Source organism: Mesorhizobium sp. A623 (assembly GCF_054489405.1).
The window spans coordinates 15640-33349 of the sequence record NZ_JBTMXB010000039.1; the positions used below are offsets into that span (position 1 = coordinate 15640).

Sequence of the window (17710 nt, forward strand, 5' to 3'; positions counted from 1 at the left end):
GATGGGCGTGTTCAAGGCCGCGGCAATCCAGATGCGTTCTGGCACCGATCCGCAACGCAACGCCGCCGAGATGGAGCGGATGGTGCGCAATGCCGCCGGGCAGGGCGCGACCTATGTGCAGACGCCCGAAATGACCGGGGCGATGGTTCGCGACAAGGATGCGCGGCAGGCGATCTATACGACCGAGGACAGGGATATCGTGGTGGCCACGGCGCGTCGCCTGGCGAAGGAACTTGGCATCTTCGTGCATATCGGTTCGACGGGCATCCTGCGTGCCGACGGCAAGATCGCCAACCGCGCGCTGCTGGTATCGCCGCAGGGCAGGATCGTGGCGACCTACGACAAGATCCATATGTTCGACGTCGATCTGGACAATGGCGAAAGCTGGCGCGAGTCGGCCGCCTACGAGCCGGGCGAGCAGGCCGTGGTCGCCGACATCGGTGGGGTCAGGCTCGGCTTTGCCGTGTGCTACGATTTACGCTTTCCGCAACTGTTTCGCGCCGAGGCGCTTGCCGGGGCGGAAATATTGTCGGTGCCGGCCGCTTTTACCCGGCAAACGGGCGAGGCGCACTGGCACGTCCTGTTGCGCGCCCGCGCCATCGAGAACGGGGCTTTTGTCATTGCCGCCGCGCAAGGCGGTGTGCACGAGGACGGCCGCGAAACCTATGGTCATTCGCTGATCGTTGATCCATGGGGCAGGGTGCTGGCCGAGGCTGCCGATGCGGAGCCTGGCGTCATTGTCGCCGAGATCGATCCGGCGCAATCGCTGGCTGCGCGCCGCAAAATTCCGAACCTGAAGAATGCGCGAGAATTCACCGTCGATGCCGGCGTTGGCGAAGCAGCACTCAGGGGAGCGGCGTCTTGATCCGTTTTTCGCTTGAGTGCGACAATGCCCACACATTCGAGGGGTGGTTCCGCAGCAACGAGGATTTCGACACGCAGGCCAAGCGCGGCTTTGTCGAATGCCCCTCTTGCGGCAGCCACGCGGTCGAGAAGGCGCTGATGGCGCCGGCCGTCTCGACTGGACGCAGCCGGGAAAAGGTTGCGCTCGCCATGGGCGACGCGCAGAAGGCGGCGATGGCGCAACTCAAGGCCATGGCGGAAAAGATTCGCGGGAACGCCGACTATGTCGGCGACAAATTTGCCGAGGAAGCCCGCAAAATCCATTTCGGCGAAATCGACCCGCGCGGAATCTATGGCGAAGCGACGCTGGAAGAAGCAAAAAGCCTCGCTGAAGACGGTGTCGACTTCATGCCGGTTCCGGTCTTTCCAGACGACCGCAACTGACTTCCAAGCCGCAGCAAATGAACGGCAAAGCCGCCTGAAAATGGTCAGGCGGAGCCTTTTTCGGCCAGCACCATGTAGTTGACATCCATGTCCGTCGAGCGCTGCCAGCGGTCGGCCAGCGGATGGTAGACGACGCCGGTGCGGTCGATGATGGCCATCGCGGCGGTCGTCAACGCCTTTTCCAATTCCTCGGGACGCACCAACTTGCCGAACTGGTGGGTGCCGCGCGGCAGCCAGCGCAGCACGTATTCGGCGCCGATGATGGCCAGACCCAGCGCCTTCAGCGTGCGGTTGATAGTGGCGACGAACATGATGCCGCCGGGCTTGACCATATCGGCGCACTTGCCGAGGAACAGGTCGATGTCGGCTACATGTTCGACCACTTCCATGTTGAGGATGACGTCGAACTTCTCGCCGGAGTCGGCAAGGTCTTCCGCCGTGGTGGCGCGATAGTCGATCTCGACGCCCGATTCGGAGGCGTGCAGTTTCGCCACCTCGATATTGGTGGCGGAAGCGTCGGCGCCGACCACTTCGGCGCCGAGGCGGGCCATCGGCTCGCACAGCAAGCCGCCGCCGCAGCCGATGTCGAGGAACCGCAGGCCCTTGAAGGGCCGCGCTTCGCGCGGGTCGCGGCCGAAACGCTCCGCCACTTGGTCGCGGATATAGGCAAGACGCACCGGATTGAACTTGTGCAGCGGGCGGAATTTGCCGTTCGGGTTCCACCATTCGGCGGCGAGTGCGGAAAAGCGCTCCACCTCCGCAGCGTCGATCGTCGATCGCTTCTCTACCGATCGTTCTGGCTTTGGCATTGCGTGGTCTCCTCGATCGGCCCTAGGAAGTCGGGTGTGCCGGCTGGAATGTCAAGGCAACAATTTCCCGGTCGCTGACAGGATTTCTGTTGCTTGCGCAGCCACGGTCTTTTGGTTAAGGAGGCCGCAATAATGTGGCGCCTCGACTTCCGGGGGCCGCATCTCGTTGATTTGCGGCCCCTTCGGTCCGGTATTCAGGCAAAGGCGTTTCGTTTCCATGGCGCGCATCGTGATGAAATTCGGCGGAACGTCGGTCGCCGACATCGCCCGCATCCGCAATGTGGCGCGCCACGTCAAACGCGAAGTGGATGCCGGCCACGAGGTTGCCGTGGTCGTTTCGGCGATGGCCGGCAAGACCAATGAACTGGTCGCCTGGACGCGCGAAGCCTCGCCCATGCACGATGCGCGCGAATACGATGCCGTCGTCGCTTCCGGCGAGCAGGTGACGGCCGGCCTGCTTGCGCTCACGCTTCAGAACATGGGCGTGCACGCCCGCTCGTGGCAGGGCTGGCAGATCCCGATCAAGACCGACAACAGCCATGGCGCGGCGCGCATCCTCGACATAGACGGGTCGTTCCTGGTCAAGCGCTTCGGCGAAGGCCAGGTCGCGGTGATCGCCGGCTTCCAGGGCATCGGTCCGGACAACCGCATTGCCACGCTCGGACGCGGCGGCTCCGACACCAGCGCGGTCGCCATAGCGGCGGCGGTCAAGGCCGACCGGTGCGATATCTACACCGATGTCGACGGCGTTTATACGACGGACCCGCGCGTGGAGCCGAAGGCGCGGCGGCTGGCGCAGATTTCCTTCGAGGAAATGCTTGAAATGGCCTCACTTGGGGCCAAAGTCTTGCAAGTCCGCTCGGTTGAACTTGCCATGGTTCATAAAGTGCGCACCTTCGTGCGGTCGTCCTTCGTGGACCCGGACGCGCCTGGAATGGGGGATTTCGACAATCCGCCCGGAACGCTTATTTGCGACGAGGATGAAATCGTGGAACAGCAGGTCGTCACCGGAATTGCCTATGCCAAGGACGAGGCGCAAATATCGTTGCGCCGTGTCGGCGACCGCCCAGGCGTTGCCGCCGGCATCTTTGGGCCGCTGGCGCAGGCCGGCATCAATGTCGACATGATCGTCCAGAACATTTCGGAGGACGGCAAGCTCACCGACATGACCTTTACCGTGCCGTCGGGAGATGTCGACAGGGCGCTGGCGGCACTGGACAAGATAAAGGCCGATATCGGCTTCGACATGGTGCAGCACGACGACGGCATGTCGAAAGTTTCGGTGATCGGCATCGGCATGCGCAGCCATGCCGGCGTCGCGGCGACCGCCTTCAAGGCCCTGGCCGACAAGGGCATCAACATCCGCGCCATCACCACGTCGGAGATCAAGATTTCGATCCTGATCGACGGTCCCTACACGGAACTTGCGGTTCGCACTTTGCATTCCGTCTACGGTCTGGATAAGCAGTAGCAGGACTTTTAAGGTCAGTCTTTGCGTGAGAGCTGGCGCGGGTGGAGCCGCGGCGGTACAGAAATGCCGATTGGAGAACAAGCCGCGATGCGTGATACGGCCAGCGGCCCGCGCGTTTTGCTGAAACGGCTCCGCGAGCTCATGCAGGAGCCGATGGAGCCGCAGGAGCGGCTCGACCGGATTGTGCGCGACATCGCCTCCAACATGGTCGCCGAGGTCTGCTCGCTTTACGTGCTGCGCTCCGATTCGGTGCTTGAGCTTTACGCCACGGAAGGCTTGAATCCCAAAGCCGTCCACTTGGCGCAGTTGCGGCTGGGGCAAGGGCTTGTCGGCTCGATCGCGGCGAGTGCGCGCCCGCTCAACCTGTCCAACGCGCAGGAGCACCCGGCCTTCGCCTATCTGCCGGAAACGGGCGAGGAAGTTTACAATTCCTTCCTCGGCGTGCCGGTGCTCAGGGCAGGGCGCACGCTGGGCGTGCTGGTGGTCCAGAACAAGACCATGCGCACCTATCGCGACGACGAGGTCGAGGCGCTGGAAACCACGGCGATGGTCATCGCCGAGATGATCGCCACCGGCGACCTGGCACGGCTCAACCGGCAGGGACTGGAACTCGACCTGAAGCGTCCGGTCAGTTTTACCGGCCTCTCCTTCAACGAGGGCATCGGTCTTGGGCAGGTCGTGCTGCACGAGCCGCGCATCGTCGTCACCAATCTGTTCAACGAGGACAGCGAGGAAGAGGTGCGGCGGCTGGAAACGTCGCTCGGCTCGCTCAGGCTGTCCATCGACGACATGCTGGAACGCCGCGACGTTGCCTTCGAGGGCGAGCACCGCGAGGTGCTGGAAGCCTATCGCATGTTCGCCAATGACCGTGGCTGGGTGCGCCGGCTGGAAGAGGCGATCCACAACGGCCTGACGGCGGAGGCTGCGGTCGAGAAGGTGCAGTCGGACATGCGCGCGCGCATGATCCACATGACCGATCCGTATCTGCGTGAGCGGATGAGCGATTTCGACGATCTCGCCAACCGGCTGTTGCGCCAGTTGATGGGGCGCGGGCCTGAAGCCGTGGCGGCCTGGCTGCCGAAGGACGCCATCATCGTCGCCCGCTCGATGGGGGCGGCGGAACTGCTCGATTATCCGCGCGAGAATTTGCGCGGGCTGGTGCTGGAGGACGGGACGGCCACCAGCCATGTCGTCATCGTGGCGCGCGCCATGGGCATTCCGGTCGCCGGCCACATGAAGGGCGCCGTCTCCATGTCGGAGAATGGCGACGACATCATCGTCGACGGCGAGGAAGGCATCATCCATCTGCGTCCGCAGGCGGATCTGGAGGCCGCCTATGCCGAGAAGGTACGGTTCCGCGCACGCCGGCAGGAAGTTTACCGGGAACTTCGCAAGCAGCCATCGATCACCAAGGACGGGGTCCAGGTCGACCTTCTGATGAATGCCGGACTGGCCGTCGACCTGCCGCAACTGGCGGAGGCGGGTGCGGCCGGCATCGGGCTTTTCCGCACCGAATTGCAGTTCATGGTGGCTTCGACCTTCCCGCGTGCGGAAGCACAGGAGAAGCTCTATCGCGACGTGCTCGACGCGGCGCGCGGCAAGCCGGTCACTTTCCGCACCATCGACATTGGCGGCGACAAGGTGCTGCCTTACTTCAAAGGATCGGTGCAGGAGGAAAACCCGGCGCTCGGCTGGCGCGCGATCCGGCTGACGCTCGACCGGCCGGGCCTGTTGCGTACCCAGATCCGCGCCTTGCTCAAGGCGTGCGGGGGCCGCGAACTCAAGCTGATGCTGCCGATGGTGACCGAACTCGGCGAGATCGCGCAAGCGCGCGAGATCATCGACCGCGAGGTGCGGCATCTGTCGCGCTTTGCCCATCATCTGCCGACCAGCCTGAAGCTTGGCGCCATGCTGGAAGTGCCGGCGTTGCTGTTCCAGCTCGACGAACTGATGAAGGCCGTCGATTTCGTTTCCGTCGGCTCGAACGATCTGTTCCAGTTCGTCATGGCGGTCGACCGCGGCAACACGCAGGTGTCCGACCGCTTCGACCCGTTGTCGGTGCCGTTCATGCGCGTGCTGAAGCAGATCGCCGATGCCGGTCATCGCAATCTTACACCGGTCACCTTGTGCGGCGAACTTGCCGGCAAGCCGATATCAGCCATGGCACTGATCGGGCTTGGCTACCGTTCCATTTCCATGTCGCCCGCCGCGATCGGCCCGGTCAAGGCGATGTTGACCGAACTGCCGCTGGAAGAATTGCAGCGCTTTTTCACCGATAACCTTTCCGCGCCGGCGAACGGCCTGCCGATGCGGGCGCTGTTGCAGGCCTTTGCCGACGATCGCTCGATTCCCCTATGATCACTCTTCCGCGCGACCGCATGGACCAAGTCGTCAAGCGCTTCGACATGCTCGAAGCGCAGATGGCGGCCGGGCCGGCCCCCGATGCCTATGTAAGAATGGCTTCGGAATATGCCGAAATCCAGGACATGGTGGGCAAGATCAGGGAGTTGCGCGCCGCCGAGGCCGAGCAGGCGGACCTTGAGGCGATGCTTGCCGACAAGAGCACCGATGCCGAGATGCGCGCGCTGGCCGAAGCCGATCTGCCAGGCGTCGAGGAGAACATCGAGGCGCTGCAACAAGACATCCAGATACTGCTCTTGCCCAAGGATGCCGCCGACGACAAGAACGCCATCCTGGAAATACGGGCCGGCACGGGCGGCGACGAGGCTGCTCTTTTTGCCGGCGATCTTTTCCGCATGTATGAGCGCTACGCCACTGAGCGCGGCTGGCGTTTCGAAACGGCTTCGGCCAGCGAGGGCGACGCCGGCGGCTACAAGGAGGTCATTGCCACCGTTTCGGGCAAGGGCGTGTTTGCCCATCTGAAGTTCGAATCCGGCGTGCACCGCGTGCAGCGTGTGCCGGCGACGGAGGCACAAGGGCGCATCCACACGTCGGCGGCTACCGTGGCGGTGCTGCCCGAGGCGCAAGAGGTCGATATCGAGATCAAGCCGGACGAGATCCGCATCGACACGATGCGGGCTTCCGGTTCGGGCGGCCAGCACGTCAACACCACCGATTCGGCCGTGCGCATCACGCACCTGCCGACCGGAATCATGGTGGTGCAGGCGGAAAAATCGCAGCACCAGAACCGGGCGCGCGCCATGCAGATTTTACGCGCGCGGCTCTACGACCTCGAACGCAGCCGCGCCGACGAGGAGCGTTCGTCGTCGCGAAAATCGCAGGTGGGTTCGGGCGACCGCTCGGAGCGCATCCGTACTTATAATTTTCCGCAAGGGCGCGTTACCGACCACCGCATCAACCTGACGCTGTACAAGCTCGAGCGCGTGATGATGGGCGAGTTGGACGAGATTATTGACGCGCTGATCGCCGATCATCAGTCGAAGCTGCTCGCTGATATCGTTGAAAACTGAGGCTGTCGGGCTATGAATTCGCCCGCCCAGGCCCCGACATCGCTGGCTGCACTCCATCGCGAGGCACGGCGAATATTGAGCGATGCGGGCGTTGAAACCCCGGTGCTCGATGCGCGTCTGTTGGTGGAACACTTTTCCGGCACGACGCGAACGCAGGCGATCACGGAACCCGGTCGGTTGGTCGACGTGGCTGTTGTCGAAGCGATAAACCAGGCTTTGCAGCGCCGGATTTCGGGCGAGCCGGTGCATCGCATCCTGGGTTTTCGCGAATTCTACGGTTTGAGACTCCACCTGTCGGCGGAAACGCTCGAACCTCGCCCGGACACGGAAACGCTGGTCGAGGCAGTCCTGCCTCTGGTGCGGGCCGTCGTCGCGCGCAATGGCAAATGCCGAATTCTCGATCTCGGCACGGGAACCGGGGCGATTGCGCTGGCGCTTCTCGCTACCGTTCCCGAGGCGACTGCAACCGGCGTCGATATTTCCGGCGACGCGCTTGCGACCGCAATGCGCAATGCCGCGAAACTGGGCCTTGCCGACCGCTTCATGGCGCTCCAGTCGGACTGGTTTTCGAAAATTTCAGGGCGTTACGATGTAATCGTGTCCAACCCGCCCTATATAAGCTCCATCGACGTACAAAACTTGCAGGTCGAGGTGCGCAGTTTCGATCCGCACCGGGCTTTGGACGGTGGTGAAGACGGGCTTGATGCCTATCGTATCATTGCAGGCCAGGTCGAGAAATATCTGGAAGCGGGTGGATGTGTTGCCGTGGAAATCGGCAGTACGCAAAAACACGACGTAGCCAATGTCTTCGCGATGGCGGGTTTTACTGTTGCTGAAGCGTTTTGCGATCTCGCCGGGAATGACCGGGCGCTGATCTTCGTATCTGCAGGCAAATATGCAGGAATTACCCGTAAAATAGACTGAAACGGCAGCGAAAAAACGCTTGGCAACGCCAGGGAATACCGCTAGGGTTTTTTAACCGGACGAGACGAAGCAGGCAGTGCTCCAACGATTCGGGTTCCTTGGAAACATCTGCCCCTTGTGCGAACGACGCCAAGCTTCGAGCGGGAACCGTCTGGCAAGTGATACGCAACCGAGCAGGATGGCAAGTAGCGCCAACGCAATCGATGCGGGCGAACACCGGTGAAACACCGAAACGGCAGGACGCATGAGCGCCGCCGTCTGCAAGAAGTTTTTCAAATTTCCACAATGAAGAGAGTCTGATGAGGCCACAACAGCAGAACAGGCGCATGCGCGGTCGCAACAACAATGGCGGCGGTGGCGGCAACAGCAACAATAATAATAATAACAACCGCAAGGGACCTAACCCGCTGACCCGTAATTATGAGAGCAACGGCCCGGATGTGAAGATCCGAGGATCGGCTCAGCAGATCGCCGAAAAATACGCGACGCTGGCGCGCGACGCCCAAAGCTCCGGCGACCGCGTCATGGCTGAAAACTATCTTCAGCACGCCGAACATTACAACCGCATCATTGCCGCCGCGCAGGCGCAGATGCCCGTCCAGAACGTCCAGAATAACCGCGACGATTTTGACGATGACGGCGACGAAGATCGCGACGATTTCGACAACAACGGCCACAATGCGCAGGCTGACTCGTCGACCGAGCGCGCCAACAACGGATCGGGCCCGCAGCCTGTCATCGAGGGCACGCCAGCCGAAATCGCGCTCAATACCGAATCTGCCGGCGAGGGCGGATCAGAGGAGCGAAATAGTCGCCAGCGCGAACGCCGGCCCAGTCGCGGCTATGGCCAGAATGGCCAGCGCGGCGATCACCAGTCGCGTGGCGAACAGAACGGATCGCGAGACGAGGCGGACCGGCAAAACGGTGCGCCGGCTTCGTCCGATGCGTCGCCGGCGATTGCGGCGGACGCTGCTTCCGAAGCCGTTGCCGCGCCTGTCGCTTCCTCCGAACACCTGTCACCTGCCGAATTGGCCGCTCGCGCCGAGCTTAACGAAGCTGCGGCCGAGACGCCGAGGCGGCCGCGCCGCCCGCGCCGGCCACGCGTAAGCGCTGACAGTGCGGCAGCCGAAGGTGCGGAAGCGCCGGCGGAAGCCGCCGCAGTCGAACCGGCCGTCAGCGAAAGCTGATCGGCTAGGTTCAATCCAAAGTAAGCGGCGGGCATCACCCGCCGTTTTGCTTTTCGGCCGTCCGGTTTTTTGCCGGCTGCAAGGCCGCGAGCCTTGAGCGACAGAAGATCGCGCCCCATATCTATCCCGAACTGGACCCGGCCACATTGGCGGGTTCCTCACCGCAGTCCGATTCGGTGCCGCGAAGCGGGCCGGTGACGGAAGGGAGACGATTATGGATCTTGAAAAATACTCCGAGCGCGTGCGCGGCTTTATCCAGTCCGCACAAACAATGGCGCTGTCGCGCAACCACCAGCAATTCACCCCCGAACATATCCTGAAAGTGCTCGTCGATGACGACGAGGGCCTGGCCGCGTCGCTGATCGAACGCGCCGGCGGCAATGCGCGCGACGTCAAGCTTGGCGTCGAGACGGCACTCGAAGCCATGCCCAAGGTGGAAGGCGGCAACGGCCAGCTTTATCTGGCGCAGCCCCTGGCCAAGGTGTTTTCGACCGCCGAGGAACTGGCAAAGAAGGCCGGCGACAGTTTCGTCACCGTCGAGCGGCTCCTGCAGGCGCTTGCCATGGAGAAGTCGGCGAAAACCGCCGACATTCTTGCCAAGGCCGGCGTCACCGCACAGGCGCTGAACCAGGTGATCAACGATTTGCGCAAGGGACGCACCGCCGATTCGGCGACCGCCGAGCAGGGCTACGACGCGCTGAAGAAATATGCGCGCGATCTCACCGCTGATGCGCGGGCGGGGAAACTCGATCCGATGATCGGGCGCGACGAGGAAATTCGCCGCACGATCCAGGTTCTGTCGCGCCGCACCAAGAACAATCCGGTCCTGATCGGGGAGCCGGGCGTCGGCAAGACGGCGATCGCCGAAGGGCTGGCGCTGCGCATCGTCAATGGCGACGTGCCGGAATCGCTGAAGGACAAGCAGTTGATGGCGCTCGACATGGGCGCGTTGATTGCAGGCGCCAAATATCGCGGCGAATTCGAGGAGCGGCTCAAGGCCGTTCTGTCGGAAGTCACGTCGGCGGCCGGCGGCATCATCCTGTTCATCGACGAGATGCACACGCTGGTCGGTGCCGGCAAGGCGGACGGCGCGATGGATGCGTCCAACCTGTTGAAGCCGGCGCTGGCGCGCGGTGAGTTGCATTGCGTTGGGGCGACCACGCTGAACGAATACCGCAAATATATCGAAAAGGACGCCGCCCTTGCACGCCGCTTCCAGCCGGTGTTCGTCGATGAGCCGTCGGTAGAAGACACCATCTCGATCCTGCGCGGCCTGAAGGAAAAATACGAGCAGCACCACAAGGTGCGCATATCCGATTCGGCGCTGGTTTCGGCGGCGACCCTGTCCAACCGCTACATTTCCGACCGTTTCCTGCCCGACAAGGCGATCGATCTGATGGACGAGGCGGCTTCGCGGCTGCGCATGCAGGTCGACTCCAAGCCGGAGGCGCTGGACGAGATCGACCGCCGTATCATGCAGCTCAAGATCGAGCGCGAGGCGCTGAAGGTGGAAACCGACGACGCTTCGAAGGACCGGCTGGTCCGGCTCGAAAAGGAACTGTCCGGGCTTGAAGAGGAATCGGCCACGATCACCACGAAATGGCAGGCCGAGAAGCAGAAACTCGGGCATGCCGCCGATCTCAAGAAGAATCTGGACGATGCCCGCAACGAACTGGCGATTGCCCAGCGCAAGGGCGAGTTCCAGCGCGCCGGCGAGCTTGCCTATGGCACGATCCCGGAACTCGAAAAGAAGCTGAAGCTAGCCGAGTCCCATGACGGAAAAGGACCCGGGATGGTCGAGGAGGTGGTCACGCCCGACCACGTCGCGCACATCGTCTCGCGCTGGACCGGCATTCCGGTCGACAAGATGCTGGAAGGCGAGCGCGACAAGTTGTTGCGCATGGAAGACGAGATCGGCAAGCGCGTCGTCGGCCAGGGCGAGGCGGTGCAGGCGGTGTCGAAAGCCGTTCGCCGTGCGCGCGCCGGCCTTCAGGACCCGAACCGGCCGCTCGGCTCGTTCATGTTCCTCGGGCCGACTGGCGTCGGCAAGACCGAACTGACCAAGGCGTTGGCTAATTTCCTGTTCGACGACGAAAGCGCGATGGTTCGCATCGACATGTCGGAGTTCATGGAAAAGCATTCGGTCTCGCGCCTGATCGGCGCGCCTCCCGGCTATGTCGGCTATGAGGAAGGCGGTGCGCTGACCGAAGCGGTGCGGCGCAGGCCCTATCAGGTCATCCTGTTCGACGAGATCGAAAAGGCGCATCCCGATGTCTTCAACGTCCTTCTGCAGGTGCTTGACGATGGGCGGCTGACCGATGGGCAGGGCCGTACGGTCGATTTCCGCAACACGCTGATCGTCATGACCTCCAACCTTGGTTCCGAATATCTGGTCAATCTCACCGAGGACCAGGATGTCGATCTGGTGCGCGACGACGTCATGAACGTCGTGCGCGCCTCGTTCAGGCCGGAATTCCTGAACCGGATCGACGAGATCATCCTGTTCCACCGGCTGCGCCGGCAGGATATGGGCCGCATCGTGGAAATCCAGCTCAAGCGGCTGGAAAGCCTGCTTGTCGACCGCAAGATCACGCTCGACCTCGACAAGGATGCGGTGGAGTGGCTGGCGGCGAAGGGTTACGACCCTGCCTATGGGGCAAGGCCGCTGAAGCGGGCGATGCAGAAGGAACTGCAAGACCCGCTGGCGGAGAAAATCCTGATGGGCGACATCCTCGACGGTTCTACCGTCAAGGTGACGGCCGGGTCCGACCGGCTGAACTTCAGGTCGAAGCCCACGCTCGTCGCGGAGGCCGACGCCGCCTGATTTCGCGGGCCACTGTTCTCGCGGGCCTGCTCGGGTAAGATCGAGGCGCTGATTCGCCGGCTAAAGCCTGCGGTCGGCGCCTTGTCGCATACGGCGCAGCGGTAGCTGCCATTTTCATGCCCGGTTCATGTTGGAACCCTATTTTGGATTGTCAGTTGAGCATAGCGCCGCGCGACGGCGAACAGGACCCGGAATAGCTGCCATGCTTCGCATGTTACTCACCCTTTCGATATTTGCCTTGGTTTCGTCGCCGGTGCTTGCCGCTGCGGTGCCATCTCCGGATGGGCAGGAGCAAACGGTGCCGACTGCCGAGCCTGGCATTATCGTTGCCCAGAATGGCGACTACGAAGTCTATTTCGACGGCAAGGGCAATCGGGTGATCGTCGATTCCTTCACCGGCAAGGTGGTCGCGATACAGCCCCCGCAAACCCGTCTCGACCGCCGATCCCTTCGCCTGGACGAACGCCGCCGCCAATTGCGCCAGCAACGGGATGACCGGTATTATCTGGACGATCCCGAAGACCTGGCGCGGCTGCGTCGAAGGCAGATGGAAGAGGAAGGCGGCCTCTACCCGCCCGTGCAGGAAAGCGATCCGTATAGCGAGGCCATTCCGCTGGACGACGGAAGTTATGGCGAGGCCTACCCGGAAGAGCCGCAGGCGCCACGCGACGTGCAGCGTGGGAAGATTACCAGCGAGCCGCTTGATCAGGCCTCTATCGATTCGGCCGAGCCGGAGGTTGTGGTCGTGCCTGCGCATCCGGGGGATGCGCAGGCTGCCAAGCTCAATTCGCATCTGGCGCTCGGCGCACGCGAGGACGTGGCGGCGCTGCAAGTCCTGATGGATCGCGTCGGCGCCTCGCCGGGCGTCATCGATGGCAGGTTCGGCTCCAATGTCGACAAGGCCCTTGCCGCCTATCGGGAAATAACCGGCACGCAATTGAGGACGACCGACACGGTCGGCATAACTGAGGCGCTGGCGCGCACGGGCGGCGATGCGTTTGCCTCCTATACCATCACGGCTGAAGATGCTGCCGGTCCTTACGTCGCTTCGGTGCCATCAGACTACAGCGACAAGGCAAAGCTCGACCGGCTGAGTTTTACGACGGTTACGGAGGCGCTGGCCGAGCGGTTCCATATGGACGAGAACTATCTCAAGGCGCTCAATCCAGAAGCCAATTTCAACCGGCCGGGCACGATCATCAAGGTCGCCAATTTCGGCAGGCTCGTCAGCACTCCGGTAGCGCGTATCCTTGCCGACAAGGCCATGAAGCAGGTGCGAGCCTACGATGCGGAGGGAAAACTGGTCGCCGCTTATCCGGCGACGATCGGCTCCACAGATACGCCTTCGCCCTCGGGCACGCATGCCGTGACCCGAGTAGCCCTGGACCCGAACTATACCTACAACCCGAAGATCAATTTCAAGCAAGGCGAGAACGACAAGGTGCTGACCATTCCGCCAGGTCCGAACGGACCGGTCGGATCGGTCTGGATTGCGCTCGACAAGCCGACTTACGGCATCCACGGCACGCCCGATCCGACCAAAATCGGCAAGACCGAGAGCCATGGCTGCGTTCGCCTGACCAATTGGGACGCGCGCGAACTGGCCAAACTGGTGAAGCCGGGCGTGACGGTGGAGTTCATGGATTAAGCCCGATCGCCAGTTTCGCCGATGATCCAGCATCGGGAAGCCCACTTGCGGCGGCGTACTCTCGCGCGCATCCTGTTTGTGTGAAGCGCGGATTCTAGACGATGCTGCCAAGCCATGCCAAAGAGGAAGCAGCTGTCGCGCCGAATGGCGGTGCCTTTTGTCCGCAGAATCGTCGTCACTTCGTCCTGATTGCGGCAATCCTTGCCTCCGCGCTGGGTTTTATCGACGGTTCGGTTCTGGCCATCGCCATTCCCGCAATCCGCGCCGATCTCGGCGCCAGTTTCGCCGACGCGCAATGGATATCCAACGGCTATGCGCTGACGCTCTCGGCGCTGATCCTGGCCGGTGGGGCGGCCGGCGACCGTTTCGGCATGCGCCACACCTTCGTTGCCGGCATTGCGGTCTTTATCCTGGCGTCGCTTGCCTGCGCGCTGGCGCCGAGCGCGGCGCTTCTCATCGTGTTTCGAGCGGTCCAGGGTTTGGGCGCGGCGATCATGGTGCCCTGCAGTCTCGCCATCATCGCAAAAGCCTATCCCAAGAAAGAGCGCGGACGAGCCATCGGTATCTGGGCATCGGCATCGGCCTTGACGACGGCGCTCGGGCCTGTGCTCGGGGGCCTGTTGCTGGCTTCCTTCGATGACAGCATCTGGCGCGCGATCTTTGCCATCAACCTGCCGCTGGGCGCGATTTCCATCTACCTCCTGCTGGCCAAGGTTCCCAATGATAAGGCGGTCGCCAAACGCTCGCTCGATCTTGGCGGCGCCGCCCTTGCGACGCTGGCTTTCGGCAGCCTTGCCTATGGGCTCACGGCGATCAGCGAGGCAGGGCATAATCGCGCTCCAGGGCTGAGCATCGCAGCGGGCATGGCGCTACTCATTTGTTTCATTTTGTGGGAGCGGCGCCAGCGTGAGCCGATGATCGAACTGGCGCTGTTCAGGAACCGTGCGTTTGCCGGCGCCAATATCGTGACCTTCTTTCTCTATTTCGCGCTGTCGGCGAACCTTTTTTACCTGCCGATGCTGCTCATTGCCGGCTGGGGATTGAGTGCCGGCGAGGTCGGGTTCATCTTTGTCCCGCTCTCAGCCTGCATCGCCCTTTTGTCGGGTCCGGCCGGTCGCTTTTCCGATAGAACCGGACCGCGCCTGCCGCTTACGGCCGGCAATCTCCTGGTTGCTTTGGCGTTTGCCGGCCTGGCAATCCTGACCTATTCCGGCGCGCATCGTTTCTGGACCGGCGCTTTCCCGCTGACCGCGTTGATGGGGCTTGGCATGGCGCTTGTCGTGTCGCCGCTATCGACGGCTGTCATGACGGCCGTCGACGACAAGGACACCGGCGCAGCGTCCGGCATAAACAACGCCGTTTCGCGCATTGCCGGCCTTTTTGCCGTTGCCGCGATGGGTTCACTAGCGGCGTGGGTGTATGCAAATGCGTTCGGCATGCCGGGGGCAATCGTCGGATTCGGCGAACCGGCGCCCGCCGGCCTTTCGCCGGCGCTCGACGCGAAACGCATCGCTGCCGGGGACGCGGCGTTCGCGGCGGTGGCATCCGTTACGGTACTATTATGCCTGCTCTCGGCAATTATCGCCTGGACAACGATTCCCGGTGAAGGCTCGCCGCAGGAAGCAAACTAAAGCATCGGACCGAAAAGTGGTTACCGGTTTTCGGAAAATCCGATGCTCAAACAAAAGGATAGAGCGGCAGCGCGGATTTATCCGAGCGTCCGCCGCTCTAGCTCCCGCTGTCGACTTTTGCGCTGGCGACTTTCAATTGATCCGCATCTTCCTGCTTCAAAAGGTCGTCGATGCGTTCGCGCTCCCGCTTGAAGGCGACCAGATCTTCGCCCTTCAGCGTTTTGCCGACGGGTAGGCGCACGCGCATCGGGTCAACCTTGGTGCCGTTGACGATCAGTTCGTAGTGCAAATGGGGGCCGGTGGCCAAGCCTGTCTGGCCGAGATAGCCGATGATCTGGCCCTGGCGCACGCGCACGCCAGCCACCATTCCTTTGGCAAAGGCGCTCTGGTGATTATAGGATGTCTCGTAGCCATTGGCGTGGCGAATCATGATCTGCTTGCCGTAGCCGCCAGCCCAGCCGGCTTTCTCGATGACGCCATTGCCCGCAGCGATGATCGGCGTGCCGACGGGGGCCGCCCAATCGACGCCGGTATGCATGCGCACATAGCCCAGGATCGGGTGGCGCCGGGCCCCGAAGCCGGAGCGGAATCTCCCGGCCGGCAGCGGATTGCGCAGCAGGAACTGTTCGGCGCTACGCCCATCCTGATCGAAATAGTCGGCTTCGCCATCCTGCATCTGGAACCGGTAGAGGGTGCGTGTCTGGCCGCCGAAGGTCGCGGACACGTAGAGCAATTCCGACTCGTCCGATGCCTGATCGTCGCTATCGGGCTGGGAGAACAGCACTTCCATGCGGTCCGACGCGGTAAGGCGTGACTGGAAATCGACATTCGACGCCAGCAGCCTGACCAATTGCTTGGTCATCGTCTTGGTCATTCCGTAGGAATAGGCCGCGCGATAGATGCCGTCATAAATGTTCGGCAGGCTGCCGCGCACGGCTACCGGCTTCGAATCGTCGAATGCCGTCAGCAATTCGGGATTGGGCTCGGGCTCCCTGGCCGGGACGTACTGGCCGTCGTCGTCCAGCGCGATGGTGACGATATGCTGGGTCTTGTCATAGACACTCGCACGCACGACCTTGGCCACGTCGCCGTCGACTTCCAGGCATACGCGCAGGACGGTTCCCGCCTTGAGCGCCGACGCATTCAGCAGTTTGCCGATCGCCTCGGCCATGCCGGTCGCGTCATCGCCGGTATAGCCGGAGTCCGCGAAGGCGTCGGCAATGCCGTAATCCTTCGTGAAGGGAATGATCTCCTCGGCGAAAAACGGCGCATGGTCGTCGGCATCGGCGCGCGGGGAGACGGACACGTTTTCAGGCACGATCTTGACGCCGTACGACCCGGCCATGCTTTGCGCCAGCTGGTCGCCGAAGCGCTGGGGGTCGACATAATGAAGTGCCGCGACATGGATGGCGCCGTCGCCAAGGTCGGCGCCGGCTTCCCGCACCACCTTTTCCACCTCGTTGGCGGAAAGGTCGTTCTTTTCGTCAAAGGCGGCGGTGTCGATCGGGAAGTCGATGGTCTTCAGCGACATCTCGCTTTCGACCTTGGCGCCGTAAATCTGGCCGGCACTGGCGGTACTGGTGGCCGGCTGGGCCGGCGCGTCGTCGCCAAAAACCTGCATCGGATCGAAAGGTGGATAGGCACGGGTCGTCGTGTGGCCGGCGGCCAATGCCATTTTTATCTGCACGAAGGGAATGGTGTGGATAACGTCGCGGTCGCCAACCTTGGTGACCATCGACACTTCCATGCGCCGCCGATCCTTGGCCTTGGCGATCTGGCGCAGCGGCACCAGCCGCGTCGTCTTTGCGCCTTCGCCGGAATCGGCCCCGTCGGCCAGGCCAATCAGCTGGGCGATCTCGGGCGGCGTGGCAAGTTGCTGGCGTCCGTCAAGCGCCGCGAACAGGGCGACGCCCATCAATACGCTGGAGGTTAGGCCGGTCAGGAACGTGCCGGACAGCCAGCGCGCCGAAACCTCGCGACGGTCGGGAGGACCGCTGCGGCCGTCCGCGATGAGCGGCGGCTGGTTGCCGAGTTCGGCTATGACCTCTTGCGTGTCTGGCATCCAGGACGGCTGCTTCTTCCCCGGCGGGTTACTGCTTTCGACGTATCCGTGACATTTGCCTGTCGCGCCGGGCTAAGTCAACGAAACCCGACCGCGTCTCGATCCCCGTTTACGTCATTCCTATAAGGGCGGTCGCACAGCCTATGCTCGGCATTCCGTCTTCTTTCCTGATGAAGCGGGCAAAAGCGTGGCCGGAATCAGGATACCACCAGCGCCAGTACGGTTGCCGTCATTATGGCTGCGACAGGGTTTTGGCGCGGGTATCGTGCCTGCGAATGCGAATGCCCCGCATAAGCCGGCTACGAAAAAGCCGGCTGACGGCTTTCTGCTGATAAAACACGAAAAAGATCGAAATGCGTGTTGACAGTTCGTGTAGGTGGCGACTATATACGCCTCATCAACGAGGGCGGTTCGCCGCCGGCGCCGAAGAGGTTCG

Annotated in this window: 12 protein-coding genes; 10 read left to right on the forward strand and 2 right to left on the reverse strand. The window is 62.6% G+C overall.

The window, feature by feature from the left end; translation table 11 throughout:
- The first annotated feature begins 1 nt into the window (after position 1).
- Both ACX3P1_RS24100 and ACX3P1_RS24105 read left to right on the forward strand, forming a co-directional pair.
- A complete protein-coding gene (locus tag ACX3P1_RS24100; RefSeq protein ID WP_459082113.1) occupies positions 2-865 on the forward strand; it encodes a carbon-nitrogen hydrolase family protein in 864 nt (287 codons plus the stop codon).
- Positions 862-1287, forward strand: a complete 426-nt coding sequence (locus ACX3P1_RS24105; protein WP_459082114.1) for a DUF1178 family protein — start codon at positions 862-864, stop codon at positions 1285-1287. The genes ACX3P1_RS24100 and ACX3P1_RS24105 overlap by 4 nt, the downstream gene beginning before the upstream one ends.
- A gap of 44 nt (positions 1288-1331) precedes the next feature.
- Here ACX3P1_RS24105 and ubiG read toward each other — a convergent pair whose 3' ends face one another.
- Positions 1332-2096 (reverse strand): bifunctional 2-polyprenyl-6-hydroxyphenol methylase/3-demethylubiquinol 3-O-methyltransferase UbiG, encoded by a 765-nt coding sequence (ubiG, locus tag ACX3P1_RS24110; protein WP_459082115.1) that lies wholly within the window; start codon positions 2094-2096, stop codon positions 1332-1334.
- A gap of 217 nt (positions 2097-2313) precedes the next feature.
- On the opposite strand from ubiG, the gene ACX3P1_RS24115 reads away from it, so the two are divergent.
- The 8 genes from ACX3P1_RS24115 to ACX3P1_RS24150 all read left to right on the forward strand — a co-directional run bounded on the left by ACX3P1_RS24115 (position 2314) and on the right by ACX3P1_RS24150 (position 15212).
- Positions 2314-3567 carry an aspartate kinase gene (locus ACX3P1_RS24115; protein WP_459082116.1) on the forward strand — a complete coding sequence of 418 codons (1254 nt, stop codon included), beginning with the start codon at positions 2314-2316 and terminating at the stop codon, positions 3565-3567.
- 87 nt (positions 3568-3654) lie between these two features.
- Positions 3655-5925 (forward strand): phosphoenolpyruvate--protein phosphotransferase, encoded by a 2271-nt coding sequence (ptsP, locus tag ACX3P1_RS24120; protein ID WP_459082117.1) that lies wholly within the window; start codon positions 3655-3657, stop codon positions 5923-5925.
- Complete coding sequence (prfA, locus tag ACX3P1_RS24125) at positions 5922-6998, forward strand: peptide chain release factor 1 (protein ID WP_459082118.1); 1077 nt, start codon at positions 5922-5924, stop codon at positions 6996-6998. The genes ptsP and prfA overlap by 4 nt, the downstream gene beginning before the upstream one ends.
- Positions 6999-7010: 12 nt before the next feature.
- Complete coding sequence (gene prmC / locus ACX3P1_RS24130) at positions 7011-7922, forward strand: peptide chain release factor N(5)-glutamine methyltransferase (protein WP_459082119.1); 912 nt, start codon at positions 7011-7013, stop codon at positions 7920-7922.
- Positions 7923-8221: 299 nt separating this feature from the next.
- Positions 8222-9109 carry a DUF4167 domain-containing protein gene (locus ACX3P1_RS24135; protein ID WP_459082120.1) on the forward strand — a complete coding sequence of 296 codons (888 nt, stop codon included), beginning with the start codon at positions 8222-8224 and terminating at the stop codon, positions 9107-9109.
- Between the two features lie 214 nt (positions 9110-9323).
- A complete protein-coding gene (gene clpB, locus ACX3P1_RS24140; protein WP_459082121.1) occupies positions 9324-11933 on the forward strand; it encodes an ATP-dependent chaperone ClpB in 2610 nt (869 codons plus the stop codon).
- A gap of 202 nt (positions 11934-12135) precedes the next feature.
- Entirely contained in the window at positions 12136-13581 is a 1446-nt protein-coding gene (locus tag ACX3P1_RS24145) for a L,D-transpeptidase family protein (RefSeq protein ID WP_459082122.1), read from the forward strand.
- Positions 13582-13682: 101 nt separating this feature from the next.
- On the forward strand, positions 13683-15212 hold the full coding sequence (locus ACX3P1_RS24150; protein WP_459082123.1) for an MFS transporter: 1530 nt from the start codon (positions 13683-13685) through the stop codon (positions 15210-15212).
- Between the two features lie 97 nt (positions 15213-15309).
- On the opposite strand, the gene ACX3P1_RS24155 is transcribed toward ACX3P1_RS24150, so the two are convergent.
- Positions 15310-17274 carry a peptidoglycan DD-metalloendopeptidase family protein gene (locus ACX3P1_RS24155; RefSeq protein ID WP_459082124.1) on the reverse strand — a complete coding sequence of 655 codons (1965 nt, stop codon included), beginning with the start codon at positions 17272-17274 and terminating at the stop codon, positions 15310-15312.
- Positions 17275-17710: the final 436 nt, after the last annotated feature.